Origin of the sequence: Acinetobacter defluvii, assembly GCF_001704615.3 — a bacterium.
Taxonomy (GTDB): Bacteria; Pseudomonadota; Gammaproteobacteria; order Pseudomonadales; family Moraxellaceae; genus Acinetobacter; species Acinetobacter defluvii.
Genome location: NZ_CP029397.2, coordinates 1,717,062 through 1,742,247 on the forward strand (window position 1 = coordinate 1,717,062; position 25,186 = coordinate 1,742,247).

Here is a 25,186-nt window from a genome sequence, read left to right on the forward strand (position 1 = left end):
CTCATTTTTTAAAATAACGGGCTTAAATAAATCACATCAAGCTTTACACTTGAACCTATGACAATGTCATGATTATCTAAAACAATATCCATTCCAGCGCCCACATCAACATCTACAACAGCAAAACCCTCACCATTGAATAATCTTGCCCATTTAGCAATCCCAGATTTAGTCGCAACCCCAGCATTTGTTGGGAAAAGCTCAATATTATTTTCGCTGATTGCCTTAACACATGGTTTTTGTAGATCAAGAACTAGAAGTTTTGCAGAGTTGTTTGCATTAATATCTACCGAAGTGGGTTTGGCATCATCATAAAAAACAAAGGTAGCATTACTGCTACCTAGATCGATGTAATCCGCAAGTGCTTTAAGCTGAGCAAGGCTTGCATTTAATGATGGTATTACTACACTCATTTTGCTTTTACTCCATCTGCTATCACTGCATTGTATTCGCGCTTTGGGTCAAATGCTGTAATGAAGCACTCAAGCCCCACAGCAATATTTCTAAAAGCATATGAACCATCTGCTTTTGATGTTGTTGTCCATAACATTTTTTTATCGCTTCGTTTAAAAACACAAACTTCAACATTCGGGTAAATCGTATTCAGCTTCTTGGTAGCCCCCTTGATTTGCCCAAAACCTTGATCTGCATTTAACACTGTGATGATTGGTTTTGGTAGCTTAATAATCGTATAACCTTTTTTAATTAACATGGGATAATCAGCTATATACCCCCCAAGAAACAGCCTAGCAATTTTAATGGCCAATTCTAATCTCCTCAACAGTTACTGCAACATAGTGCCGTGGTATAGAAGAACTACCCGTGTTGGAAATCCCTTGGATATATACAATGTTGTTGAAATCAACATCTACTGTTTTTATTGGTGACTCAGCCAAAGAATTGATATCCGGTCTATTGCTTGAATCGTAATTTACTCGATATATACCACCAATAAAGCAACCCAGAAACTGTTGACTTTTTTCATCATAAATTCGGTATGGTTCAGATGTCGTTGTATTGAAATCATCTATATCACTTGGTAGATAACTATTTGAATTTGTGGTTGTTGGGTAAACAAGACTTGTTGCACCCGCATAAGCCGAAACACATGATTGTTTTCCGATATAAATTTTACCAGCCCCAATCTGAAATGATGCTGAAGTTGTTGAAGCTCCATTATTTGTACATAAAAGTGCTGGATAATTGATATTTTGGTACACTGAATAGAAGGGAGCTAATCCACAAAACGCACTCAACCCAGATCCAGAAGCCACTCGAAACAAAAGAATAATATGATAAAGGCTTCCAATCACCTTCCCTTGCCCAAAAATTGAATAGCCCTGTGTATAACTATAGCTATTAAACGTTGATGCCGTGCTTGCTGTAAAATCCCATCTAATATTAGAAGTGGCATCAGCAACGGTTGAGCATGTAGAAAGATCTGGTAAACAATTTTCATCAGTAATAAAACCAAGACTTAAATCAACAGTGCGCCCAATACCTACAGCAATACAATTTCGATTGCCTGTTGTTGTTGCATTCTGAAAACAAAGACGAGCATACATATCTGTGTTATCAATGTGCTTGAATTTATAGATATGAATGTGTGCTTGCTCATATACTAGTTGCCATCCAAGCGATGCAATAAATGTTGTAAACCCACCCGCAACATCCGCAGGTGGATTATCAATTGTCAGCGTCACAGTGTTTGTGGTCACACTGTCAATTACATACTCACCATTTAAGTTTGGAGCATTAAGTTTTAGCACTCGATCAGCAACATAACCATGGTTTACACCATATGTCAGAACCACCTGATTACCTGTCACAGCAACACTTGAAACAGTTTGAGTGTTATAGCCCAGCGCAAGCATTTTCTTAAAACGATCTGGAAATAGATTCTTAGATCCAGCACAAAAATCCAAACCAACGTCAGAAAAATCAAACATTTTTGTTTGTGTTTGCTTCATTGTCATTATGTTTTACCCATAAAAAAGACCGCCGAAGCGGTCATATTTGAATTAAAAGTTAAGCCACCCGGTCAATGTCACCGCGTAGCATGATTTGGAATGAATCAGACAACACTGTTGGTTCAGACTGCTTCACAGTACGAATTACCCAAATCGGATGATTAGCTGCAATGGTGTTAAAACGCAGCACGTTGCCACTTGCCCAGCCATTGCCCCAACCTTCCTTTTTGATGGTGAAATAAGGTGCATGGGTGACTGGGTTGATTGGGGAGCAATCTGTATTCACAGTACCTGTGCCAATCTGCCCCGATGTTTCACCGATGATTCTAAAATTTGTATTATCAGTAAAGACCAACGCCCAACGCTCCTGCGTTGCCCCGTTATTGGTGACTTGAATTGGGTATAAAGCATCGTTGTACTGTGCTGAAATTGCACCACCTGAGGCTTCATCTTTCCAATCGTTACTCCAAGTCGGTTGCACAAATTTACGTGTGTAGCGGGCTTGCATATCACCAATGACCAAAGCAGATCCAACAATCGAGTCAGCAGCGCTATAGTTATGTGTCACAGGTTTAGTAAATGTCACTTGCCCATTGATCTGCACATCCTTGATCAAACCCATGTCTTGATAACTATATTTTGCAGACAAAGGCGGAACTAAGGCATTTAGCGCAAAGTCACCACTTAAAGTGAATTTGCCATAATCGTAATCCACTACATACATGTCGTATGGGACCTTTGTTCCTGCACTATCTTCAAGTTCACAATAAGCAATACGCTGATCACCTAACTCATACGTTTTCCCTGCAACGTGATCAGTCATTTGATACATTTTTGTCGCACTGATAATACCAATGTCACCCACTCGGAAAATCGGAACGCGTCCATCAAGCGGTAAGCGTGTTGCAGACAAGCCAAGAATTTCAGCATCAAGCGGAATATAACTATAAGCTACAGCGTTATAACGTACAGATTCAGGCGCAACCCACACTGGATAATTGATATATTGCTTAGCATTTTCAGCGTATTCAAGCTCCACGCTATACCAATTCTTCGATTCAATGTCTTCACGATTTGCAGCAGTGATTTCAGTCTTTTTATAGAAATATAAGTCTACAAAGCCTGTTTCATAATTAATCCCGCCATGCGCTTCGGCAGTTTCAATCACACCATTATCATCCGCTCGTAAAGTGAGTTGACCAAATTCCAAAGTCCCTACAACCACAGTTAAAGAACTTGGTCGAATTGGAATTGCGGGTGTGCGAAAACTGACTTGGTTGATTGGTGGGATATCAGTTGTTGTTGTTAAGCTTTGCAAAACAAGAGTGTTGTCAACATTCGGTGTCCAGCTGCTTAGTTCGACTTTGCCTGTGCCATATTGCACAGTGCCTGACAATGTTCCACTGTTATTCGCGGGATCCACATCACGATACAGCGTACCAGCTCGATCAATAAAAGTATTATTTCCCAATTTAAAACGCACCGACCCTGCAATAATTTGCTCATCAAAACCATTGGTAACATCAAATTTTAGACTGTTTGCGATAACTTGTTTTGTACTTACGGTTGAGCCTGCTGCATCAACAAAAGTTGCCTGAATGTCTGTGATAGAGCGTGCTTTTAGCTCTACTAATTTCTCAGAAACATCACTAATTTTGGGTAATTTAAAAAAACTCATAATTCACCTATGCAGAAGCATAAACAGCAGTTGAATACCGATTAGCTATATATACCTGCGTAAATTCTTTTGCCATCAGCACAGGGGTAATCACAACTTGATTGGTCGTGTAGTTTACTGTGCCAAATACTGTGCCGTTGCTGTCTACCAGATTTCCTGTTGTGTCATTTACAGGGATATCAAAAACATTTAAATGCTCACGCTCAAGACCATTTTCAGCAGTCAGTGGAATGGATAAATGAATGCTTCCCGGTTGCTTTGTTCCGCTTGGTAATGAGAAAGTCAATTTATTAGCACTATCAGGTACAATGTTGGTGATATCTGCTTTAGATGATGTGCTAAAATTAAACTCAAAATTAAATACAGTACCCTTTTGTGGCAACCTGTTCGGCACTAAACGACCTGTATTGTTAAATGGGTTAAATGTTCCAGTTGCATCCCCTGTAAATTTATTGCCGCTTGTGGTTGCAGTCTTTTCTACACCTTCAAGTAACCACTTCACAGTTAAGCCACTCACCCACGCATTTTCTAAACTATGTTCAGGCGTACCTAAATCAAATTCAAACGCCGCAGGTTGAACCGCCAAATTTGATCGAATAAATGTCGTGATCGGTGTCCCCCAAAGCAGCAAAATGGGGGTATCCACATCAGGCAAATAACCTGTAGTTAAAAGCCAAGATCCAGTTTCATAGCTGATCGTGCCCGAACCAAAAGACGAACTCGCACCCTTTAACATGCCTGAACCATCATCTTTCAACACATAGAACTTACCTTGCGCCATATATGAAATCGTTAAAGAACCAGGTGCAGGAATTGGCGTAATCACGCCTGTCCAATTGGCACTTTGGTTGTTTTGAGTAACTGGTAAAGCATAAGAATGATAAGGCTGCACAGGTGCAGAAGCGGGTTTAAAGGTAATATTTAACGTTGTATTGCCTGTGCCTGCGGATTGGGTCCACCGAATCAAACCGCGTTGATAATCAATTGTTCCAACCTGAATACCATTACTATTTTTTAAAATGCCACCCTGATCTGTGATCGACTGATTAAACAAGCTAAAAGCCACAGTACCCGGCATCACGCTCGATGCTAAATACAGATTTTGATTTTCACCAATATTGGTTGGATAACTCGCTGAGATGGTCCCGTTATTCCCTGCAATTAATGTCATATTTTCAGAGTTAGCATTCACATCAATAATCGGGGTTTCAGACTGAGCCGCAGGAATAAGTTGAGTAAACATACTCTTTGCATTGACTGTATATGTACCCACATTCACATCATCAGCAACACCTGTGCTTGAATAATAATTTCCTGTGTCTGCAACAAGCGTTTCACGTAAAATCGAAGTAGATTTTTCACCGTTGTACCATTGTTTAACTGATACTCCGACAAAATCCATAAGTAATGGATCATTCAGTGTATAAGTCGCAACTTTATATTCAACTTCTTTACCGTCAACAATCATCTTAGCAATGCGAGTTTCAACCTTAGTAATCCGCACATATTGCTCAAACTCTAAAGCTTTACCTTCATTGGAGATGATGACGAAAGAATTCCCTGCACTGAGTTCCGTTTCACTTGGAAACATCACAGTTTGCAGGATCTTCATGCCTTTCCAATGCGTGTCGAGTGGCAAACCGACTGCTTGACCGCCTTTTGCAAGATAACTCTCAACACGGTTTTGTGCACTTTGACGCTCATCTATCCAGTCTTTGGTGCTGAATAAAGTGGCTGAAACATTCGGATCTTCAGGTAATTCAGAAATAAATACCGTTGCACCCATCAGCGCATCAGTATCATTGGTCGTTACAGCGGGAAAGATCTTCCGCATGGACACATCACCCATAGTGCGGTCGAGTTCTGAAATATCATTGAACAGGTTGTTACTTTGCCCATCAACAAGCTGTTGACCTGAGTACTTGCCACCGCCATCCGCAGTATCACTCAAACGTTCAGACTTATAAATGACAAGGTTATTGGTTTCAATCGGCATCTTTTAACTCCAAGAATTTAATCGTGACTGAGTAGTAATCGTCATCAGAAACCGCAGGAATATCCTTGACAGTTTTAGGGTTTGAGATTGCACCCTCTTGATGATTGAACATCACATTAAAACGGCGATTGTCGTGTGGATAATCAAACTCGAGTGTGAATTGCTCATCTTGCAATGCTGACCAGTCTTGCAGTTTTGACAACTCACGGCGTTTGATCCACCCCATACCGTCATTTGCTGGTACTAAAGTAATAGGTCGCCCTGATTTCTTTTTGCCTTCTTGAATAATCAATGAGCCATCAATCGCAAACTGTTGTTTCTGTTCAATCGGCTTGTAATCAAATTCATCAGACCAAAAAAAACCGTTCTCAATAAGAACGGCTTCGCTTGTTGCTACACGTATTAGTTTCATTTAACTACTCTTTTTAATTGCTTCTAAACGCCCAAGCATGTCTTCAAGCGCATCAACATCATTCGGGTTGCCCGACAATGTTGTTGTTTGCTGACCATTGGTAATTTCGATTCTTCGAGTTGGCGCAGGATTTGACATCGTTGCCAGTCCTGTGCCATTTGCCAATGCTGCCAATCGTTTTTGCACTTCCGCAGAACCTGCTGATGCTGTTAAACCTTGCCCAAGTATTTTATTAAATTCAGCATTCATAAAAGGATCAATATTTCTGCTCATTGTTGCTTTATCTGCATCACGAGCTGAACTCATAATTGAACCAGCAAGTCTATTCGCCATTTTTTCGTCATAACCCATACTTTTAAGTTCAGCCAATACTTCAGCTCTACTATATGACTTAAATGAGCCTCCAATAGCTTTACTGCTATTACTTTTATCGCGTTCGGCTTTTTGAGCATCTGATTTAGCTGTAAGTGCATCATTCCATTCATCAATAGAGTTTTTTGCTTCTCTTGCTGCATCTTTGGCAGCCTCTCCCATAGCCCGAAATCCTTGGACAGCACTTCCGCCTGCCGTGCGACTTAGACGCTCAACAGATGATGTTAGGTTGTCCATTGATTGTACTGAGGCTTTACCTGTTTCATCCACTGTTGATGACAAGCCATTTGCTGCCAATTGCCCCTCATACCAAGCGATTTTTGCAGCATCACCAGAAGCATAGATTTTATCTGCCATATTAATGAGAGCTTGCTTGATCTGTTCAGCAGATGCAGTGCCTGACTGTTTCATCACATTAAATGCATTCATTTGAGCGGATGCCATTTTGCTTGCTTCTGCACTTGAGGTTATACCAAGCAATTTATAGGCTTTTTCAATTTCAGAGATGTTTTCAGGAATCTTTCCATTTACCTGATCAAGATATTCCATACCCATTTGAACTTGTTTCGCTGAAAACACACCTTGTTTTTCAAACTCAACCAACTTGGCTTTTGCAGCATCAATTTCAGCTTGGTTTTTTGCCTGCTCAGCCCATTTTTGCCAACCTTGGTAAATCATGTCAGTGGCTTGCTGACCTGTAGCACCCATTTCTCCTAAGCCAACAACAACAGTATCAAGACTCTCCTCTGATTTATTAAACTCCTCTGAAACCAAATTTAAAGCTTGACTAACATCCAATCCTAGTGCCTTAGCAGCTCCCGAAAAAGTCTGACTTCTCTTAATGGCAGCCTTGCCCTGTTCATCATACTCAACCACTAAGCCTTGCGATGTAAATTGCAACTCTTGTTCTTTCGTGATGATGCCATTTGTTGAGTCAATAATTTGCTGAGCAAGCGTGATTTTTTCTTTGGTAATTTCCTCTTTCTTGCGTAATGTATCTAAATCACTTTGAGAAACAAGTTGATCAGCTTGGGTTTGTGATGCCGTAAGTTGATCAATCTGCAACATTGCTTGTGAATACGCTTCAAAGTTGCCATCTTTTTTCGCTTGTGCTGCAACTTGTGATAAACGAACCTGTTCATCTGAGTAATTTTTTTGCATTGCAAAAGAAGATGCATCTATCTGCTGAATCTCATCATTTGACTGCTGGTGTTGATCTAAACGCTGTTGATTTGCTTGTGTCTGAGCGTTACTTAAAGCATCCAAATCTAACTTTGCTTGACTGTATGCTTCAAAATTACCCGACTTCAATGCTGCATTCGCCACATCATTCAAACGCACTTTTTCAGATGCTATAAATGCTTCATTTTGAACGATTGCATTGCCAGTTTCTTGTGTTGCAACCACTCGACCCTGACCGAGCTCCTTTTCTTTCACGGATAAAGCTTCCAGCTTTGCCATACGATCAGCATTGGCTTTGGTATTATCTTCATGCACAGACAACTCTAGCTTGCCTTGTTCATCAATCTTAGCAATGATGCCTGATCTTAATAACTCCTCTTTTGTTAGGTCATCCAATTTACCTTTATTTAACTGCATTGAGGCTTCTGCTAACTCTTGAGCAGACTTCAAGCGATCTTTATCACGCTGCGCACTCGCTTGATTGTTCTTATCTTCAAAATCATCAATCTCTTTGATTTTTGAAATAATCTCACGAGCTAGTTCATCGTTACCTGCTTTTCTCGCCTCGATGAGTTGTTTATCTAACTCAGCTTTCTTGGTTGCATTATCTACAAGCTGTTGATCTGCTTTTGCTTCTGCATCAAGTATGTCTTGTAATGCCTTTTTGCTGCTCTCAACCTTTTTTTGGTTCGCTTGCTCTGCATTAAGGACACTATTATCTAGGGCTTTTTGAGTGTCAGACTCAAAGTTCAAAGCATCTTCTTTGGCTTTTGCGTAATATTTATCACGCTGCTCTGTTAATACTTTATAGTCATTATCTAATTTTGCTCGAACATCACCCCATGTAAACATTTTAATGTAATACGTAGCTGCTGCTGCAACATCGTAATAAGCACCTATTAAAAGACTAACTCCAATTCCTATCGTTTTCGTTCCATCTGACAAAGCGCCTATAGCAACCGCTAAGCCATTAATAAGAACAGCTAAGCCATTAACTTTTTCAGATGTTCCATCAATTGCACCACCCCAGTTAAATAAAACATCTAATCCGGTGAAAAACACGTCATTGATTGTGTCGCCAACTTCCGTAAGTGTTGAAATTAATGTCTTTAATGCATCATAAGCTGTAATAACAGCATTTTTTACAGCTTCAATCGTGGATGGGTCAGTCTTATCTAGTCGATCACTAAAATAGGCGGCAACTTGAGCAGCGTCATTAAACAAGACTTTTAAAACATCTAAGTTTTCACTCAGCGCAAGTAATGTGCTAACAATTCCCTTACTTGCTGCATTTGTTGAGTCAATTTCACCAATCAACATTGTGAAATTTGTTTTCAGGTTTGTTAATGCACCGCCAATCGTGGTCGGGATTTTCTTGTATTCTTCATTAATGACATCAGACTGTTCTTTAAGCGCCTTAATTACAACTTCAGCAGTTAACTGACCTTCACCTGCCATTTCACGCAATTCGCCTTTGGTGACATTCAAGCTATCAGCTAATGCTGTAGTTAAACGTGGCGCTTGCTCCATCATAGAGTTAAATTCTTCGCCACGAAGAACACCCGATTGAAGTCCTTGGATCAGCTGGGTAATTGCCGCCTCTGCTGATGCTGCACTACCACCACTGATTTGAATTGACTGATTGATTGCTTCGGTAATTTGTAGTGCTTGCTTCTGAGTAACACCTAAGTCTTTACCCGCTTGATTAATACGGGCATATAAGTTTGCCGTTGCCTCCAAACTTGATGTGGTACGAATTGCAACCTGCCGCACACCTTCAAGTGAGCTGTGTAATTCCTTACTATCATTAGAGACAAGGTTTACTTGCGCTGAAATATTTTGAAAATTATCAGCAATCTGTGCGAGTTCATGTACACCAAAACCAATACCAAGCGCAGCCATTGCACCTTGCAACACATTAATGCTACGACCAACTTTTCCAAGCGCTGAATCTGACCGATCCGCTCCTTGCTCTAATTCGTTCGTGCCTCTACGTGCTGCGTTCTCAAAGCCACGTAATGATGTTGTCGCTTGATCAATTCCTGTCTCTAATTCACGAACACGCTGTCTTGCTTGCTCGATGTCTTGTGGAGATGCATTAGTGGCAGCAAGGCGATTCACTTCTAAACGCGCACTTTCAAGCTGTTGCTCATACAGTTGCAATTGTTGCGTTGCATTTCGCGCAAGCTGCTCTAATTGTTCTCTTGTATGTGTTGCACTTCGACCATTTTGATCGATACTACTTCTAACATCATCTAAGTTTGTAACAAGTCGAGAAATCTGTTGTTGCAGAGGTGAAAGCTCGGAAGTATTACCTAAGCTATCAAGTGCTGTTCGCGCTTGACCAATCCCCGTTTCAAGCTCACGAACACGCTGACGGGCGCGTTCAATGTCCTCAGGTGTGGCATTTGTAGCAGCTAAACGATTTAACTCTAAACGCGCTTCACTTAAATCTTGCTCATACCGCTGAATATCTTGTGCTGCATTTTGAGCCATTTGCTCTAGTTGCTCACGCGTATGTGTTGAACTATTGCCTGTTGCATCGATGCTGCGTCTTGCTTGATCTAAGTTCGTAACAAGGCGTGAGATATCTTGCTGAAATTGCGTAGGTACAGGCGGAGTTTGTGAGGCTGCACGTGCTGCGTCTTGGTATGCCTCAACTGCTGTGCGTGTTTGATCAATGCCACGTTCTAGTTGGCGAACTCGATCTTGCGCGTTCTGAATATCATGCGGTGTAGCGTTTGTAGCAGACAAACGGTTTAATTCTAAGCGCGCCTCTTGCAACTCACCTTGCATTCGGTTAATTGCTTGCTGACCATACTCCCCCATCTGCTGAATATTTTCAGAGCTGACCTCTGATGCATCTGAAAGTCGATTTAGTTCTAAGCGTGCATTATCAAAACTTTGAACAAGCATGCTGACTTCGTTCGACATTTGCATCGACTGACGTAAACGATCTGCTTCTTGTTTAATGCGATCAAACATTTGCTTGGCAGCATCAGAACTTCTTTCTAAATTTTGCGTTAAGTTATTTGTGTCTGCATTAAGTATTAATTTAAATGTAAGTTCTCTAGCCATATATTTATCTCGACTTTTCTATAGGCAATAAAAAACCGCCAATTACGGCGGTGTATTAAAAATTTATTGGTCAAACAAACAAGGTTGCATAAGTAACTCAACCTCAGTAATAGCTGTCTGTAATAAATCTCGCTTTTTACGATAGCTACCCAATATGTGCCCAGCCAAGCTTGCATCTGATTTTTCTAAATCAAGTTGAAGTGTTAATTTATTGTGAATAATGTTGTAGCTTTGATCTTGTGAGCGAAGAAATTCACGAGTTTCAAAAAAGGCTTTAACTAAAGCTTTTTTGAATTCTATAACACGTGTGCTATTTCGCATTAAAGTCATTAAAAAAGTAGCTTGCTGTTCATTTAGTTGAACAAACTTCACATCACCGCCACCGTGCTGACCCTTCAATCTTGGTTGGATTTTAAATCTGACCAAGCCAAATTCTTGAAAGTCTGGCATATAAGTACGCACCAATTTAATTATTGTTGCGTGCTGAATATTTAACCCTAGTGCAATTTGGATAGTGGTTGTAGTTGGTTCACCATTTTCCACGTTTACAATTGCGATTGGTTTAGGCATAGCATTCATAAATAACTCCTTTTGAGTTGTGGTAAGCCTGAATGCAGAATGCAAACTAAACAGACAGGCATTAAAAAACCCCGAACAAAAAGTTCAGGGTTTAGAAAGGTTAAATTTAGGTGTTAAAAAAGCACCCTAGGGTGCTTTTAATTTAAGATATTTTCTTTTCTTGATCATCAAGTTCGTCTAGGAAGTTGTTCACTTGCTGTCTAAATTCCATTGGGCGTGCAATATATGGGATGGGAGCGTGTGATCCACCAATCCCCTTAACTGTAATTGAACCAAAATTTAATATACGCCCCAATACCCCTTGATCAACACCAAGACTCTCAATACGATTAACTTTTAATTCAATAGTATTTCGTCGCACCAAACCCGATTTTGCAATAATACGCCTACTAGTTAGTGCTAACTCTGTTGTAACAACATGAATTACTGCAATAGCAATAAAAATAATACCCAATAGGAAAAAGATTACATTTTTTGATGGTAAAGCCATTAAAACAAACAAACCACCAAACAATAAATACCAAAATTGAGATAACCATGTTACCTGCGCCTTAACAATGATTTTCTCATCTCTTGCTAAGTTTTCCTCAATATAATTTCCCATATTCTTCTACTTAAGTGTCCAAAGTCAAAACATACTACTAAGTGTTTAATTTTTTATCAATGACTTGAAAAGCCTTAATAAAACTCATAATCAACGCACCCATTCAATTTTATAAACACTGCCATTCACAATGGTGACAATATAATTTTCATTATCGACTTTATAACTCAAATCTGTAGCAGCATGAGACCAACCAGCACGATCTTTCAATACATAGTGGTTAACGCTGTTAGGTTTACCTAACTTCTGATAAACAGAATCTTTAGAGCTTCCGATTTCAACAAAATCATTCGATGTACGAATAGAGCGAACTTCTGTCGCAGCAGCAAATGTGGAAACACACAGTAAACATACCAAAAACAACTTTTTCATAAATACCCCCATATTTTTAAACAAGAGTATCTAAAAGTTAATTTTTGAGCAATGCTCATTTAGTCCTTATTGACTTCATTTGTATAATTGCTAAAACCTTTTTTATCAGCATGATAAGCAACTCGCATCACAGAGCTTTGACTTAGAATACTGTTGCGCTCATGTCGTTGAGCAGCTTTTAAATATTCTAAAAATGCACCGAAGCTATAGTTTAAAATATCCTTATGCCGATGCCCTTTACTAATGAGAAACTGAAACGAATCAAACCATGTCGTTTTTTCTTTTTTGTCTTGCGGCTTTTTAGCGTTCTCTTGCTCAAAGTATGCTTTATTCACAACCAAAAGCATTTCAAAAATTTCAATAAGCTTGTTTGGGTAATCTTCTTTTAATTTAATGGTCAAATCTTTTGATAATGTTGTTAATTCACTAATCAACATAATCACGGCGATTTGATTTGTATTGATAAGTGGGTGTAGATCGTCAGTACACCAGTCTTTTTTCAGAGCTAAACGAATCTGATTTGCAAATACTTCGACTTTATCAAGCTCCCGAACCAAGAACTGCCGAACCTCTACAACACTATCTTCATCAATCTCAACGCTATATGTTCTATTTTCAGCAAGAAAAAAATCATTCATTAATGTTACTCACTGTTTTAACTACATTCCCATTATTAATTTAATCAAACCCACAACAGCAACAATTAATCCTGCAAGACTTCCTAGAATAAGAGAAATCGCTTTACCATACGCCATAATTACAGCAACTCGCCCAGCATCTTTAGCGTTCATTTTACCCTCTATACTTATATTAGGTTTAGTGGTACTATTTTGACTCATGTATGTTTTCCGTCTTGTTCTTATCTCAATCATTTGAACTTGAAAACAAAAAACCCAAGATTCGCAGTCTTGGGTTTTTACTTTTCTAGGGCACAAAAAAAGACACTTAAGCGCCATAGTTTGTGCCTATAATTTTTTATGCTGCTGGAATATTTACAACATGCCCGTACAAGCCAAGCGTTGGATCTAAACCTTTTTCAGTATGTGAAAGCGCCTGCCCTGAAATTTCATACTGACCTAATTCTTCATGAATTAGGGGGAATGCTGTTTCAGGTGATTTTTTAGTACGCCACAAATTTACCGCCATGTGACTACCTGTTGCTGTGTTAATACCTTTAAAGAACAACTCATATTCTTTATTGAAATCACTCGCAATCGTAGTACTGCTGACTGCGCCAGTGGTATAACTCGCTGTTACAGGCTCTGCAATTACTTCATGAAAAATCACAGTACCAAACACTGCATCAAGCGTGTATTTACTTTCGTCTACAGGTGTAGCACCTGCATTAAAAGTAACATTAGTCAGCGCATAACCATTAAGTTTGATTTCCTGCCCAGCTTTCACAGTACCCAATGCCTGATCTACTACTGGGGCACTTGCAACCTCAGTAGTCATGCCCGATAAGATGTACTTCAAATTCTCAGCATCAACTTCTTCAAGCTGACCTGAGAAATTTACACCTGTTGTCTTTGTCAACACAAAGTCCGTTGTGCGTTGCCCAGATGTGCTTTCCTGATGTTCTACTTGATCTGTGGTGATTTCAAGTTCAAATTCAGGAACGTTACCAATGTGGCGCATTACACCTGCAACACCGTTCACGATTTCAGATAAATAAAATTTACCCTGCAACGAAATGTAGTTTTTAGCCATTTGTTTTACCTACCTCTTTAGCGAGTTTTACTGTTGCAGATGTTTTTACTTCTTCAATGATTTTATCTGCTACTAATTTTTTGATCTGCTCATCTGAGAGACCACCCACGATCTCGCCTTTTTCAAAGCGACCGACTGGCTTTAAAGCCTTGTATTGCTTATCCATAATTTTCCTTAAACAATAAATTTAGACTCAAAAACAAGCGTGATATACACACATGTTGCTGAATAATCTTCTTCAATAGCAATCAGATTCAAAGGTCGAATGCTCGACTTAGGTTGCCAACCCGACAATAGCTTTAATGCTTTTGTTGTAAGCTGCCCCACGCTTTCAAGCACCGCTGAACCATCCAATAATTGAGATGCAGCATGACGTTCACTAATCGTGACTTCCCACTGCTGATTCAGCATATTTGCTGATGATTTACCTGCATCATCAGTTTTACGTACACGACGATAGTAAACTTGGGCGTTAGGAGTCACTTGAGACAACTCTGTCACTTGCGCTGAATTTGCAGGTGTGTAGATCTTTTTAAAATCAACAATCTCAGCTAATTTCTCAGCAATTTCACTGCGTACAGCAAAAAAGTTATTTTCTTCTGTCATTTATTAAGTGCTCCTGAATTATGCCCAACACTTCTAGCTCATCACTTTCTGTTAAACCCAGCCATGGACGACGCGGCATATTAACTTTGTATGCTTTACCCATTACTTCCTGCATAAAGTTAGAGCGTGCTTTGCTTACAAACTTATTACCTACCAAACCTGTGCGCTGATCTTGTCTAAAGTACATACGGCGCATACGTGCAGCATAGTGAATCTCACCACCGAAATGATGAATTGCTCCATACTCAACATTTGTACCAACCTCAACACCAGTTGCTGTAACATTGTGAGTAATGGAATCTATTAAGCGCGATGTATTACGTAAGGTTGTCCCGCCTTGTCGCTTTACTCGCCCTGAGATACGCCACTTCCCTTCAAGCCCCTCACCCTTAAACCATCTGCTACGAATATTGCTGACAATCGAATGACCGATCGCATCGAATAGTTCAGGTTTTTGTTGATCAAAAGCAGCTAGGTGATTGAGTGTTTGCATTAATGCAGATTGAACATCTGCATCAATCGTAATACCAATACCCGACATAAATACCTCACTTGACGCTTGGCATCATGTCCAACACCACATCACCAAACACACCACCACGATAAGTGCTGCCGATCGGCATCGTTGTTGGCGAGTTGATAGGTTTTTCCTCAGTCACTTCATTTTGAGTATTGAGAATGTTCAAAACAGCCTTTCCATCGGCAATACGTTTTAAAAAATCAATCTCAGCTTTATAGCGATTTTCAATTTCTTCAGTTGGTCGCTGAAAATAAAGTCGGTAACGCGCAATATTGCACGCTATTCGTTTCAGGGTACTTGGTGTTTCAGGCAAGGGGAGCTTGTAACGCACAGCAATATAGCTATCAATTTCTTCAGATGCATCTTGTAGAGCTTCTTCGATTGAATTACTAACCGTTTGCATTATTTCTAATTGCTGCATTTCCCCTTCCCCGAAACGTGTTTCTAAATCATTTCGGGTGGCGTACATAGATCACCTATTTTTCAGGCGCTACTGTCTTTTTAATTTCAGCAGCGAGTTTCTTTTCAGATGCAGCAAGCGACTTTTCAAGTTCTGTCACTTTGGCTTTTAGCTCAACATTCTCAGCGGTTAAACTCGCTAACTGAGCTGTTGCACCATCATTATTTTCGAGTTCTGGCTCTTTCGGCTCTGCGATAGCACCAGATACTAAAAGGGCTTGAATGCGTTCATCACTCAAGCCCTTAATTTCATCACCCGGCATAAAATGCCCGATGGATTGTTGCGCAATATACTTTGACATTTTTACTCCTTATACAATAAAGCCTGTACCACCACACATGCCATTTTTATTTGATGGCACGGCAAGTGGAGCAGATTCGGTCATTAAGAAAATACCGCTTGGATCTTCGTTATACCATTGACGGTCAAAATATTTCTGTACAGCGCCATTTGCTAATGTGTTTTTAATTTTGCACTGAGCAATAGAACCATTTAGATCAGAGATAGCGCCAAAATAATCATCAGGAATAAAGCGCTTAACACCAGATTTCAGGCGATAAGTACCGTCATAAACCCAAAGCTCTTTATCATCCAAGTAGCCTTTAAAAGAGGCATCTTCCTGAACATTTAGACTAGGTTTGTATGGCACAGCAATACCCGCATAAGGCTTAATGAAGCGCTCTTTAAACTCTTCATTTGCAAATAATGCAGCCCAAACTTTGCCCGACATCAAATAAGCTTTCGAGCTTCCACCATTTGCATCAAGTAGTCGCTTTTCGATCAACTCTAAATCTGAAACTGGTTTTGCACCAGGTTGGTTCCATGGGGTTGCAGGTGTAAATGTCAAAGATGCGTCACGCTCATAATCAACCATGTTGTACTCATAATCATCTGACTGAAGCAGATACTTACCATTTAATAATAACTCTGTCGCCATCAGTAAAATTGAGTTATCAATCGCATCATGGTTGCGCTTCATTACCGCAATTTGAGCAATGATCATTTTCTCTTGATCAGATAATTTTTGACTACCTGTTGAGATAATACCTGCAGTACGCAAACGCTCCATTAAGGCTTCATCAAATGACGTTGCAGCAGTAACCATATTTTTAGGTTTGTAGTATGCAGGTTTAACAAAATCAACTTTTGCAGCGCGTTTAGTGTCAAATGGTTTACCAGGTTGATGTGGTGAAACCAATGGAGCAAGATCGTGGACCGTATTAAGTTCAGCTAGTGGAACCTCGTCACGATCAAATGCAGGGCGATTTGGATAAAACTTTTCTAAAATCCAAGTGCTCATTGGTTTGTAGTTTGAGTGGATCAGCGCCAACTCGCCTACGTCGAGTAATTCGAGTGGTGCACCATCGATAATAAATGATTGAGCCATTGATTTAGATCCTTATACTTTTGAAAATTCAATATGGTTTAGGGTTGCTTTGGCGCGTGCTGCATCATATTTGGCAGTATCTAAATACACGCCTGCTAAACAGATCGCTTCAATACTGAACACGCCACCAAAATAAATCGGGATTTCTATCCCGTCTGCCGCCATTTTGGTTGCTTGAACAGCTGTTACATCTTGACCGCAAACAACATTCCATGTTTTTTCATCAAGTGCATGATCAACTACATTGGTTTCAGACAGCGTTAGCAGATCACCTGCTTTATATGCCTTTGCAGTTGTAACTTTGGCATTCGCACGACGTAATTTAGAAACATCCAAATTAAATGGGCGAGTTTCGCGAGTTACTGTGCCTAAATATGTTGTATTACTCATGGATTAAGCCCCCTTGTTTTGCGCTGCAAATGCTTGAGCACCCGCTGTAAATTGGTGTTTATCTTCACCACCCTGTTGCCCGCCACCTTGACCACCTGTTGCCTGATGACTAAATAAATGCGCCAAATGCGGTGGCACTGCATTGTTTTGTTGTGGTGTAGGTGCAGGCTGCCCACCTGCAAACTGCTTCATTTGTTGCGACATGAATGCAAAAGAAGTGTCATCCATATTTGTATAAGATGTTTTTTCTTCTGCGCTAAATTGTTTATTCAATGCAACTTCAAGCGATTGGATGTCCTCTTCACGTTTATCTGTTTTGAACTTCTGGATATCTTTTTCAAGATTTGTATTTTTCTCTTCTAGCTCTTTAATTCGAGCATTGGCTTGTTCGAGTTCGGTCACGTCTGTGTCCTCTTGATTAAAATTAGTTTTAGGGGTGTGACTTGCTGCCACAGCGTTGGTATTGTCATCCGCACCCAAGGCACAGAAAGACACTTCACGAATACGTCCACCACGAAACACAGTGATTGGGCCTTGGTGGATCTTTCCATTGACTGATACAGATGCACCTGCCTGAATTTCTTCAATGGCTGACGGTTCAATTCGCACAGACATCTGCCACGGAAATCCATCGTCCGAGTCTTGGGCGACCTGAGTGCCAAACTCATTACTCATCAGATCACCCGAAACGGTTAAACCTGTTTGATGGTCAATAGAGTGTGTATTGATTGCCCCTGCACGTTGTCGTGGTGAATGTTCTAACAAGGCAGGAATACGCCCTTTAACCTCCATAGAATCCAAATCAAAAACGACTCGATCCCAATACCAATGGTCAGTGATGGGTTCTCCACTATAAGCAACACCCGAGAAAGTTCGTTTTTTCTTACCCTCTTCGGCTTGATTGACATTCAACTGCCCAAGCTGAAAGCAATATTCACTTTGTTTGTTTACCTCTGACATTTTCATGCTCCATAAAAAAACCACCTGAGAAGGTGGTCTTGAATGATTGTGTTTTTAAATACTTCGAATTAATGCCAAGAGTTTTTCTTTAGTTTCTTTGGTGTGTTCATGGAACACCGAATTCTCTCTTTTAAGAATAGAAGCCAATGTATCAATAATTCGTAACTTCTCTTCTAGTGAGTAGTTGAATTTTAAGTCAGCATACTTGGTTGCCTCATTACCTAGCGCTCGACTTCCGTTTGATACATCTGGATCTACCGCTAAGGCATTCGAACCATTATCGATGCTTAAAGCCCCCGTCAAGAACAAGCGGATCTCTTGCTCCTCCTTAGCCGTCTCAACTGTAATAGTTCGTATAAATTTGGGAAGCTCCACACCTTCTTTCACTTCAATATGAGGTACCACACAATCAATTCCAGAAACGCGCATATATTTATTCCTCTGTTAATAAAAAACCGCCCTTTAAGGCGGCTATCTTATTTTCATTACTTTATGTTCGAGTTACTTTTACAATATCAAACGCGTCGTGAATGCCTGTTTCAGCAAAACAGTGACTATCTGTTTGAGTGCCATCCCAATTAAAACTCAACCCCCAATAACCCGAATGACACTTAAAACTAAGTAATACCCCTTGTTCTGATTCGCGCTCCACTTGATCAACTTCAATAGGATTTGTCATAAGATCAAATTCAACCAAATCACCAGCTTTAATGCCTTTTAAAAGATTTTCCATTTTACCCCTCCAACACTTTGACTGTATAAATCATCTGCCCATCCTTAGTTTCAATCGAAACTACTTCAAATACAAAACCAAGCTCAAATAAAACACCTTGCCCAGCGTTCAACTTTTCAAGATCAATCCCAAGACCTTTGGCATTTTCAACTTGAATCATCACATCTGACTGACCTAACAAAAGTAATGGCGCGTTTAGAGTGATAGTCTTACCAACTTCAAGAGATGCCGCATAAGCAAGTGTTGTTGAGCCTACTATTGTATTCGCTGTATTCACGGATATTGCTTGAATTTTTGCCATGTCCTCTTTTACCCAACGCTTAAGTACATCATCGGCAAGGCTGATTGATGGCTGAGCTAAATAAGCAGTTAAAGCAACATCATTACTTTGCACATAATCAATCAATGTTTTAATAGCACTTGGTCTAATAGATGGATCTAGCGGAATAACAGTATTTGCAATTGTGTCAAATAAATCTCGACTTGATGGGCTCATTGGCGCAAAAAGACTATTTAACTTTTTAGATGCAGTCCATTCTGCCTTTATTGCTTGTTTTTGACTGAGCAGAAACTCCTGATCTAAAGCTGAAGCATTAATCTTTTTATCAACCAGACTTTCCAACTCGCCAAACTGCAATGGATGTGAACTCCAGTCTAAAGCTTCAGCAACTTCAGGCAATTTGTCATCAGGTGTAATTCCATGTTTGAGTGCTTCTGCTTCCGTAAGCGCTATAACAGTGCAGCGACAACGAAATCCTAATGGTGGATAATGTGTCAGCCAAAATGGATCATCGATATGCCTCACAATTCTATTCAAAGCAAGATGACTTGGGCGAACTCGACTGTCTTCGATCGCTGAATACATTAAATAAGGACGACTAGACTTATTTCTTTCCTGCTGTATCCAGCGCCCATGTCCGTATGCATTTTGAATATTAGTTCGAAATACATTATCTAAATAATATCTCGGCAATACAATTTCGGCATCAGCGACAAGTTTCTGAAAATCTTGAAAAGTACCACCATTTGCCAAAGTTTTATTTAGCGAGTGAATCACTGACTCAACTTGCTCAAGACTCGACAAAAAGCTCACAGTGGTTGCCATTTGTCGCGTCTTAAGATCCATTGAATAAAACTCATCAGGCAATACAATGTTTTTACTATGAGCGTAATGAAGCGCTTCAAGAAATGTAACTGGTCGCATTATTCCTCACTCGCTGTTGCATACCCTAAAATATCAGCAGCATATAAGGCTTGATCCAAGGCAGTTGTGAACTGAGTGCGTGTTGCACTAGGAATCAACTGCGTTAAGTTAAATATCAGGCTTTCTGGATTATTTGACTCGGCAGCAAGCTGCTTAATCTGTTCATTACTTAAAAGCTGTAAATCACCTTGACCGTCCGTTAATTCTTCAACTTCTTGTTGCTGTGGGGATGTATTCTGTGAACTCGCTTTAAAACTAAAAACTCGCTTTGGTAGCGCGTTAAATTGGGTATTCGACACCTCAGTCTCTGCAACATCCCCTTCTTGTAAGCCATATTCACGCTTAAAGTACTGAGGTGTGAGATTTGCTCCAGCATCCTTTAAATGTGCATCACGCTCAGCTTGATCCTTATTAAGAGGCTTAGGTTTTTCACCTATCATCACCTTATGCTCTTTCCAATTGTTTAATTTGCACAATGCATTAACGACTGCTTGAAGTGTAGGTGTGACTAAGCGAATATCTGATTTCAATTTATCAAGACGTACATTTTCGTGTACTTGACCTAAAGCATTACTACCACCACGATCATTCCCACTCGTGAGTGTTTGACCTAACACAACTTTTTGAATTTGACGAAGCAACTGATTATTAAAAGATTCAAAAGCAGCACCTGCAGATCCACTGGTGCCAGAAGTTGAAAGCATCTGTACATCATCTTGACCATCAATTGTTAATACACTTTGGGCATGCGCATTCAATAATGCATTATTCATACTCTCTGTGGTTGTACCTTTACTTTTTACTTTTGCGAGTAAAATTGGCGTGCCAAAACGTTCTAAGAATTTTGCCCAGAACTTGAAACCATTTTGCTTGAAAAAGAACAACCAATATAAAGTGGCCAACAATGCTTTACCGTATGGTTGTTCATAACTCGCTTTACGACGCGTTAGAAAAAACTTAAAGGTCTGATCCACTTCTTTTTCGGTCATCATACCATCTTGCCGATAAATCAAACACCCATCATTCTTTGGTTCAAACCATTGCATTGGCTTCTCACCAATCCACTTTAAGCCAATATAGCCTGCAGGCTTTAACTCATATACAGCTTCTTGAACAGAATAACCAAAGAACAAAGCATTTAAGCCACAAGATACGATCTCAAAGTACCATTCCTTAATTATTTCATTTAGTAATTCCGCTTCTGGTGTGTCATTTGGCTCCACTCTAAATGGTGCAGCAAGCAGTGCATCTAAACGCGTTTCCACAGTTTGAGCAATCTCATCATCATCGAGCATAACTTTGAGTTTATGGCGTGCAATTCCTGCCTTTCTTAAAACCTCATCTATGTCAGGTTGGCGACCAAAACTTACTAAAAACTGCGTTACAGCTTCTTGAGAGTATAAACTTCCACTAGACAAAGCGTTTTTTGACGCTTTGCCTTTATTAGACTTTGCCATGTATGTACCTATGAATTAAAAAACTCGACTGCCTGCGCCTGCAGGTTTAAGACCTTTACGCCCCTGAACACCACTAAAGCAGATCATTACGCTATCTGCTCGGTTCGGAGATGATGCACCATCAGGCTGTTTATTGATTAAAATCTTGCCTGCACCATTTTTTGTGTATGTTGGTTGTGAAAGCTCGATTTTTAAAGCTTCCAGTTCTGCCGCAGGTAAATCTGCGCTTGATAATGAAATAATTGAATCAGGATCAAACTCCATCCCTTTAAGCGCACGATACGTATTTTGGAACCTCAAGCGAAGTGACCACCAAGCTTGTGCTTTGAGATTCGCAAAGAAATCGACATTCTTTCGCGCTTCAACCATTTCCTCATCTGGCTCAAATACAGAAACCGCCCCCCTAAATGGATCAACATCAATCTCAGGAATACCTTTTTCTTGATTTAGCTCATTGATTACACGTGCATCACCACGTACACCAGCACCCAGCCCATCAGCATCGTAAAGAAAATGATTTAAATTACGCTCAAGGCTAATATCAATCGCCTTCTGAGTGGTTCCAAATATGTCATCACCGACACCAGACCACGTATCTAAATATTGCAGTACAACACCATGGCGATCAGCAAACGAGTTTTTATCCTTACCTTCGTCAGCAACATCAAGACCACCTATACGCTCACCTGACGGTCGAATATCAAGTTGAATATGTGCATCCACGGCAGCTTGGACCCAGGCACTCGGAATCAACACACCTTCTACAGAAGCTGCATAGTTAATATCGACTTCTTGCGCTAAAACCACATCATCTAAAGTTGCGATTTGTTTTTCGTACCACGGGTGAATTAATTTTCCACGCAATTCGACTTGCCAATTCTTATCAGGATTAGCTCGCCACGGCATTGTAAAAACAGAGTAACGACCACTAAAACGATCTCGATAGAATCGATCGCCAATACCATTGGGCGTAGATCCTTTGATGTGTACGTTCGTGTTCTGCGAAATAGCAGCATCTACAGCTTCTTGACGTTCCACAAATGCCCACTCATCTAGAAAGTACATTGTGGTACGTCCACCACGACCAATGTTATCACCAGCCTCACCTGTGATCGTTGCACCATTGTCCGGGTTAAGGATTCGCATGTAGTTGTCATGAATTTTTTCGACAAACTTTTTAGGCTTCATCCAATCTGGCATTTTTGAAAACATGTCACGGAACTTATGAAATAAAGTTTTAGGATCTCCCTTCTTATCCACGAGTTCTTCTTTACGACTCCCCACACCACCTGCAAAACCCTCAACAAATAACCAGCGATGCAGGAAAAAACCTAAAACAACATAAGACATTCCCTCATCACGGCTTTTTTCAATTAAGCCATGTGTTTGCGTGTTCTCACGCTCCAACAACCAATCAACTAACTCGACTTGCTTAGGTCGCAGTACAAACGGAATATTTGCAGGTAAACCAAATGCCATACCACGTGGATCATATGTCCAGATCCACTGATTAAACCAATGCACAGGATCATTCTTGCATTTGTAAATCTCTGCCTCTTGGCTCAACTCGCATTGCTCAATTAAAGCCTTGTAGTAATAGCGCCGTGTCATTTCAGCTACAACTTCAGGCAAACGCGTGTTCATCGTCCAATCTTTAATGAGTGGTGCGATTTCTTCTAATGCATAAGTCATAACTTACCTGTAATCGCTAAACGTGAAAGCTCTTGTGGTGTCATGTTGGCGAGTTCATCTGGTGTGTATTTTGGTAGAGATTGTTTTTGTTCAGTCTCGGTTTTTATTGCACCACCATTTGCGCCAGTATGTTCCTGCCGTGTAACTCGCCCATCTGTTTCTTGAAAAGCTTGTTTTAGTAGATTCTGCTTAAGTCGCTTATTCCTACCAGAGTCGTCATACATCCCTTGAAGTTCTTTCAGTCGGAATGCTTTATTCGCAATCGCAATGTCCTCAATGTTTTCTCTAAAGTCTGTTCGAGTGCGCTCAAATAGATCCTTTAATTTTTTACTTAAGTTTCGTCCTGCAAGCTTTGTTGGATCATAATTTTCACATTGTCTGCGATCAATTTCGATGCCATATCTTTGCATGACAGCATCAGCCACTTGTTGAGGGGTTTCAAAGCAAGCAAGAGACTGAACTATAAACATTTTTACAGGCTCTTTAAGTGCCGCCATAAACTCACCTTTGTCATGCTACGTCATGTAAGATAGCCAAAAAAAAGAGCCCTAAAGCTCAAATCATACACGTCCCACAACACTTGGAAATATCAACATCAGGAACAAACGGCGCATTCTTTGTGATTTCAACTAAACGCTTGACGCTTTCATTCGCTCCCCAACGTTTAACCACACCGAAGAACTCTTCAACGTCATGACCTGCCAAATAATGCTTGGGTAAACCTGTCATATCGCTATACAGCATTTCACCCTCTTCATCGCGTTCTACACCGATGTGATAAAGCTCATGATCGAGTAACGCGCAAAAATTGCGGTCATTGGTATTTTCACAATAACTCGCATCAATCGTAATTAAATAAGTCGGTACAAACCCGAACCAGTCCCGCATCTGTTGTTCTTGTCGAGCTTTTTTCCATCCACCTTGGTTGAACATTATCTTTTCACATTGACCCAATACCATTCTCTTTTTAGCAACGGCGGCAGATGATGCCCAAGCAAAAGCCAAGAACTCGTCATTGTCGTGAAGTAGTTCCGCAATATGATCATGATCTGGATTATGTAACGTACCACCAATGGTAAGAAAGTTTGCAACAACCCAATTTTTTAGATCTGGTGCAGGTGCCAAGCGTATCGCTTCTTCTTCCTCTGCTTGGTCAATCAACTCAGTTGGTGGGAATGGTCTGGTCTGTTGCATTTAAATACCTATGAGTAACAACATCTAAAACTTAGAAAATGAAAACAGATGACCTAAAACTAAACAATCCAATATTATTTTTAATTATTTATAAACCACTAATTTATAATAAATAATCATTTGACTTTAAGATATTGATTAAAAATCAATTCACTAGGTAAAACCAACTAACCAACTTTGTTTTATATTACAAAACAAACACTTAGTTGCTATTTTATTTATTGTGAATATACTCAATGCCAATAACTATTAAAAGTAACGAGCACACCTACTTATTCTTTTATTGGGGAAATTTGGGGAAAAGAATTTGTAGGTGTGCTTTCATAATTAATACTTTCCGAACTAAGAAATTATTACTTATTTAAATTTGATAATCTAAATTGGAACGAAAATGCTCTAAATAAGGTTGGATCTTCTGAGTAATCTCTAAATTGTTTAAATTATCTGCAACCCAAAAGATTTTGGGATGATCTAACCAAACTATCTCTAATCTATTATATCTTGTAGGTTTACTCGTTAATCTATCTTTTGCTAAAAAATAATTCGCTTTGGGGACTGATAACAATTTACTACCATGCCAACAACCGCCTATACAAATATTCATTGTATTCCCCTAATTAATATTATTAT

29 protein-coding genes are annotated in these 25,186 nt (G+C 39.9%); all 29 read right to left on the bottom strand.

Translation table 11 applies throughout. From position 1 onward, the window contains the following. Nucleotides 1–8: 8 nt before the first annotated feature. The 29 genes from DJ533_RS10480 to DJ533_RS10615 all read right to left on the bottom strand — a co-directional run bounded on the left by DJ533_RS10480 (nucleotide 9) and on the right by DJ533_RS10615 (nucleotide 25,160). Nucleotides 9–413 carry a hypothetical protein gene (locus DJ533_RS10480; protein WP_065995042.1) on the bottom strand — a complete coding sequence of 135 codons (405 nt, stop codon included), beginning with the start codon at nucleotides 411–413 and terminating at the stop codon, nucleotides 9–11. Next, a complete protein-coding gene (locus DJ533_RS10485; RefSeq protein WP_065995043.1) occupies nucleotides 410–766 on the bottom strand; it encodes a hypothetical protein in 357 nt (118 codons plus the stop codon). The genes DJ533_RS10480 and DJ533_RS10485 overlap by 4 nt, the downstream gene beginning before the upstream one ends. Next, nucleotides 756–1,976, bottom strand: a complete 1,221-nt coding sequence (locus DJ533_RS10490) for a hypothetical protein (protein ID WP_065995044.1) — start codon at nucleotides 1,974–1,976, stop codon at nucleotides 756–758. The genes DJ533_RS10485 and DJ533_RS10490 overlap by 11 nt, the downstream gene beginning before the upstream one ends. A 52-nt stretch (nucleotides 1,977–2,028) precedes the next feature. Next, nucleotides 2,029–3,648, bottom strand: coding sequence for a hypothetical protein (locus DJ533_RS10495; protein WP_065995045.1), 1,620 nt, complete (start codon nucleotides 3,646–3,648; stop codon nucleotides 2,029–2,031). A gap of 7 nt (nucleotides 3,649–3,655) precedes the next feature. After that, nucleotides 3,656–5,644: a hypothetical protein gene (locus DJ533_RS10500; protein WP_065995046.1), complete on the bottom strand. Its 1,989-nt coding sequence runs from the start codon at nucleotides 5,642–5,644 to the stop codon at nucleotides 3,656–3,658. Beyond that, on the bottom strand, nucleotides 5,634–6,056 hold the full coding sequence (locus tag DJ533_RS10505; RefSeq protein WP_065995047.1) for a hypothetical protein: 423 nt from the start codon (nucleotides 6,054–6,056) through the stop codon (nucleotides 5,634–5,636). Before DJ533_RS10505 ends, DJ533_RS10500 begins: the two co-directional genes overlap by 11 nt. Further along, the gene (locus DJ533_RS10510) at nucleotides 6,057–10,688 is read right to left on the bottom strand and encodes a tape measure protein (protein ID WP_065995048.1); all 4,632 of its coding nucleotides are present in this window, start codon (nucleotides 10,686–10,688) and stop codon (nucleotides 6,057–6,059) included. A 63-nt stretch (nucleotides 10,689–10,751) separates the two neighbouring features. Next, nucleotides 10,752–11,267 (bottom strand): Rha family transcriptional regulator, encoded by a 516-nt coding sequence (locus DJ533_RS10515; RefSeq protein WP_065995049.1) that lies wholly within the window; start codon nucleotides 11,265–11,267, stop codon nucleotides 10,752–10,754. Nucleotides 11,268–11,409: 142 nt separating this feature from the next. Then, the gene (locus DJ533_RS10520; protein WP_065995050.1) at nucleotides 11,410–11,871 is read right to left on the bottom strand and encodes a PH domain-containing protein; all 462 of its coding nucleotides are present in this window, start codon (nucleotides 11,869–11,871) and stop codon (nucleotides 11,410–11,412) included. A 90-nt stretch (nucleotides 11,872–11,961) separates the two neighbouring features. Further along, the gene (locus DJ533_RS10525; RefSeq protein WP_065995051.1) at nucleotides 11,962–12,243 is read right to left on the bottom strand and encodes a hypothetical protein; all 282 of its coding nucleotides are present in this window, start codon (nucleotides 12,241–12,243) and stop codon (nucleotides 11,962–11,964) included. Nucleotides 12,244–12,302: 59 nt separating this feature from the next. Then, nucleotides 12,303–12,881, bottom strand: coding sequence for a hypothetical protein (locus DJ533_RS10530; RefSeq protein ID WP_065995052.1), 579 nt, complete (start codon nucleotides 12,879–12,881; stop codon nucleotides 12,303–12,305). A gap of 21 nt (nucleotides 12,882–12,902) precedes the next feature. Beyond that, nucleotides 12,903–13,082 (bottom strand): hypothetical protein, encoded by a 180-nt coding sequence (locus DJ533_RS10535; protein WP_148245833.1) that lies wholly within the window; start codon nucleotides 13,080–13,082, stop codon nucleotides 12,903–12,905. A gap of 136 nt (nucleotides 13,083–13,218) precedes the next feature. After that, nucleotides 13,219–13,953: a phage tail tube protein gene (locus DJ533_RS10540; RefSeq protein WP_065995054.1), complete on the bottom strand. Its 735-nt coding sequence runs from the start codon at nucleotides 13,951–13,953 to the stop codon at nucleotides 13,219–13,221. Continuing rightward, nucleotides 13,946–14,119 carry a hypothetical protein gene (locus DJ533_RS18685; protein WP_171488555.1) on the bottom strand — a complete coding sequence of 58 codons (174 nt, stop codon included), beginning with the start codon at nucleotides 14,117–14,119 and terminating at the stop codon, nucleotides 13,946–13,948. Before DJ533_RS18685 ends, DJ533_RS10540 begins: the two co-directional genes overlap by 8 nt. 8 nt (nucleotides 14,120–14,127) lie before the next feature. Beyond that, a complete protein-coding gene (locus tag DJ533_RS10545; RefSeq protein ID WP_065995055.1) occupies nucleotides 14,128–14,559 on the bottom strand; it encodes a phage tail terminator protein in 432 nt (143 codons plus the stop codon). Continuing rightward, on the bottom strand, nucleotides 14,543–15,100 hold the full coding sequence (locus DJ533_RS10550; RefSeq protein ID WP_065995056.1) for a phage virion morphogenesis protein: 558 nt from the start codon (nucleotides 15,098–15,100) through the stop codon (nucleotides 14,543–14,545). The genes DJ533_RS10545 and DJ533_RS10550 overlap by 17 nt, the downstream gene beginning before the upstream one ends. Before the next feature lie 7 nt (nucleotides 15,101–15,107). Continuing rightward, nucleotides 15,108–15,548 carry a gp436 family protein gene (locus DJ533_RS10555; RefSeq protein ID WP_065995057.1) on the bottom strand — a complete coding sequence of 147 codons (441 nt, stop codon included), beginning with the start codon at nucleotides 15,546–15,548 and terminating at the stop codon, nucleotides 15,108–15,110. 7 nt (nucleotides 15,549–15,555) lie between these two features. Further along, nucleotides 15,556–15,840 carry a hypothetical protein gene (locus tag DJ533_RS10560; RefSeq protein ID WP_065995058.1) on the bottom strand — a complete coding sequence of 95 codons (285 nt, stop codon included), beginning with the start codon at nucleotides 15,838–15,840 and terminating at the stop codon, nucleotides 15,556–15,558. Nucleotides 15,841–15,849: 9 nt separating this feature from the next. Beyond that, nucleotides 15,850–16,926, bottom strand: coding sequence for a major capsid protein (locus DJ533_RS10565; RefSeq protein WP_065995059.1), 1,077 nt, complete (start codon nucleotides 16,924–16,926; stop codon nucleotides 15,850–15,852). 12 nt (nucleotides 16,927–16,938) lie between these two features. Beyond that, nucleotides 16,939–17,316 (bottom strand): hypothetical protein, encoded by a 378-nt coding sequence (locus DJ533_RS10570; protein ID WP_065995060.1) that lies wholly within the window; start codon nucleotides 17,314–17,316, stop codon nucleotides 16,939–16,941. Nucleotides 17,317–17,319: 3 nt separating this feature from the next. Next, nucleotides 17,320–18,276 (bottom strand): hypothetical protein, encoded by a 957-nt coding sequence (locus tag DJ533_RS10575; protein ID WP_065995061.1) that lies wholly within the window; start codon nucleotides 18,274–18,276, stop codon nucleotides 17,320–17,322. A 54-nt stretch (nucleotides 18,277–18,330) separates the two neighbouring features. Next, nucleotides 18,331–18,705 carry a hypothetical protein gene (locus tag DJ533_RS10580; protein ID WP_065995062.1) on the bottom strand — a complete coding sequence of 125 codons (375 nt, stop codon included), beginning with the start codon at nucleotides 18,703–18,705 and terminating at the stop codon, nucleotides 18,331–18,333. 61 nt (nucleotides 18,706–18,766) lie between these two features. Continuing rightward, complete coding sequence (locus DJ533_RS10585; RefSeq protein WP_065995063.1) at nucleotides 18,767–19,009, bottom strand: hypothetical protein; 243 nt, start codon at nucleotides 19,007–19,009, stop codon at nucleotides 18,767–18,769. A 1-nt stretch (nucleotide 19,010) separates the two neighbouring features. Beyond that, on the bottom strand, nucleotides 19,011–20,213 hold the full coding sequence (locus DJ533_RS10590) for a phage head morphogenesis protein (protein ID WP_065995064.1): 1,203 nt from the start codon (nucleotides 20,211–20,213) through the stop codon (nucleotides 19,011–19,013). After that, nucleotides 20,213–21,670, bottom strand: a complete 1,458-nt coding sequence (locus DJ533_RS10595; RefSeq protein ID WP_065995065.1) for a phage portal protein family protein — start codon at nucleotides 21,668–21,670, stop codon at nucleotides 20,213–20,215. Before DJ533_RS10595 ends, DJ533_RS10590 begins: the two co-directional genes overlap by 1 nt. Nucleotides 21,671–21,685: 15 nt before the next feature. Further along, complete coding sequence (locus tag DJ533_RS10600) at nucleotides 21,686–23,362, bottom strand: terminase (RefSeq protein WP_065995066.1); 1,677 nt, start codon at nucleotides 23,360–23,362, stop codon at nucleotides 21,686–21,688. Continuing rightward, nucleotides 23,359–23,859, bottom strand: a complete 501-nt coding sequence (locus DJ533_RS10605) for a DUF2280 domain-containing protein (protein ID WP_065995067.1) — start codon at nucleotides 23,857–23,859, stop codon at nucleotides 23,359–23,361. The genes DJ533_RS10600 and DJ533_RS10605 overlap by 4 nt, the downstream gene beginning before the upstream one ends. Before the next feature lie 58 nt (nucleotides 23,860–23,917). Next, complete coding sequence (locus DJ533_RS10610; RefSeq protein WP_065995068.1) at nucleotides 23,918–24,556, bottom strand: putative metallopeptidase; 639 nt, start codon at nucleotides 24,554–24,556, stop codon at nucleotides 23,918–23,920. Nucleotides 24,557–24,917: 361 nt separating this feature from the next. Further along, entirely contained in the window at nucleotides 24,918–25,160 is a 243-nt protein-coding gene (locus DJ533_RS10615; protein ID WP_065995069.1) for a hypothetical protein, read from the bottom strand. Between the last annotated feature and the right edge of the window lie 26 nt (nucleotides 25,161–25,186).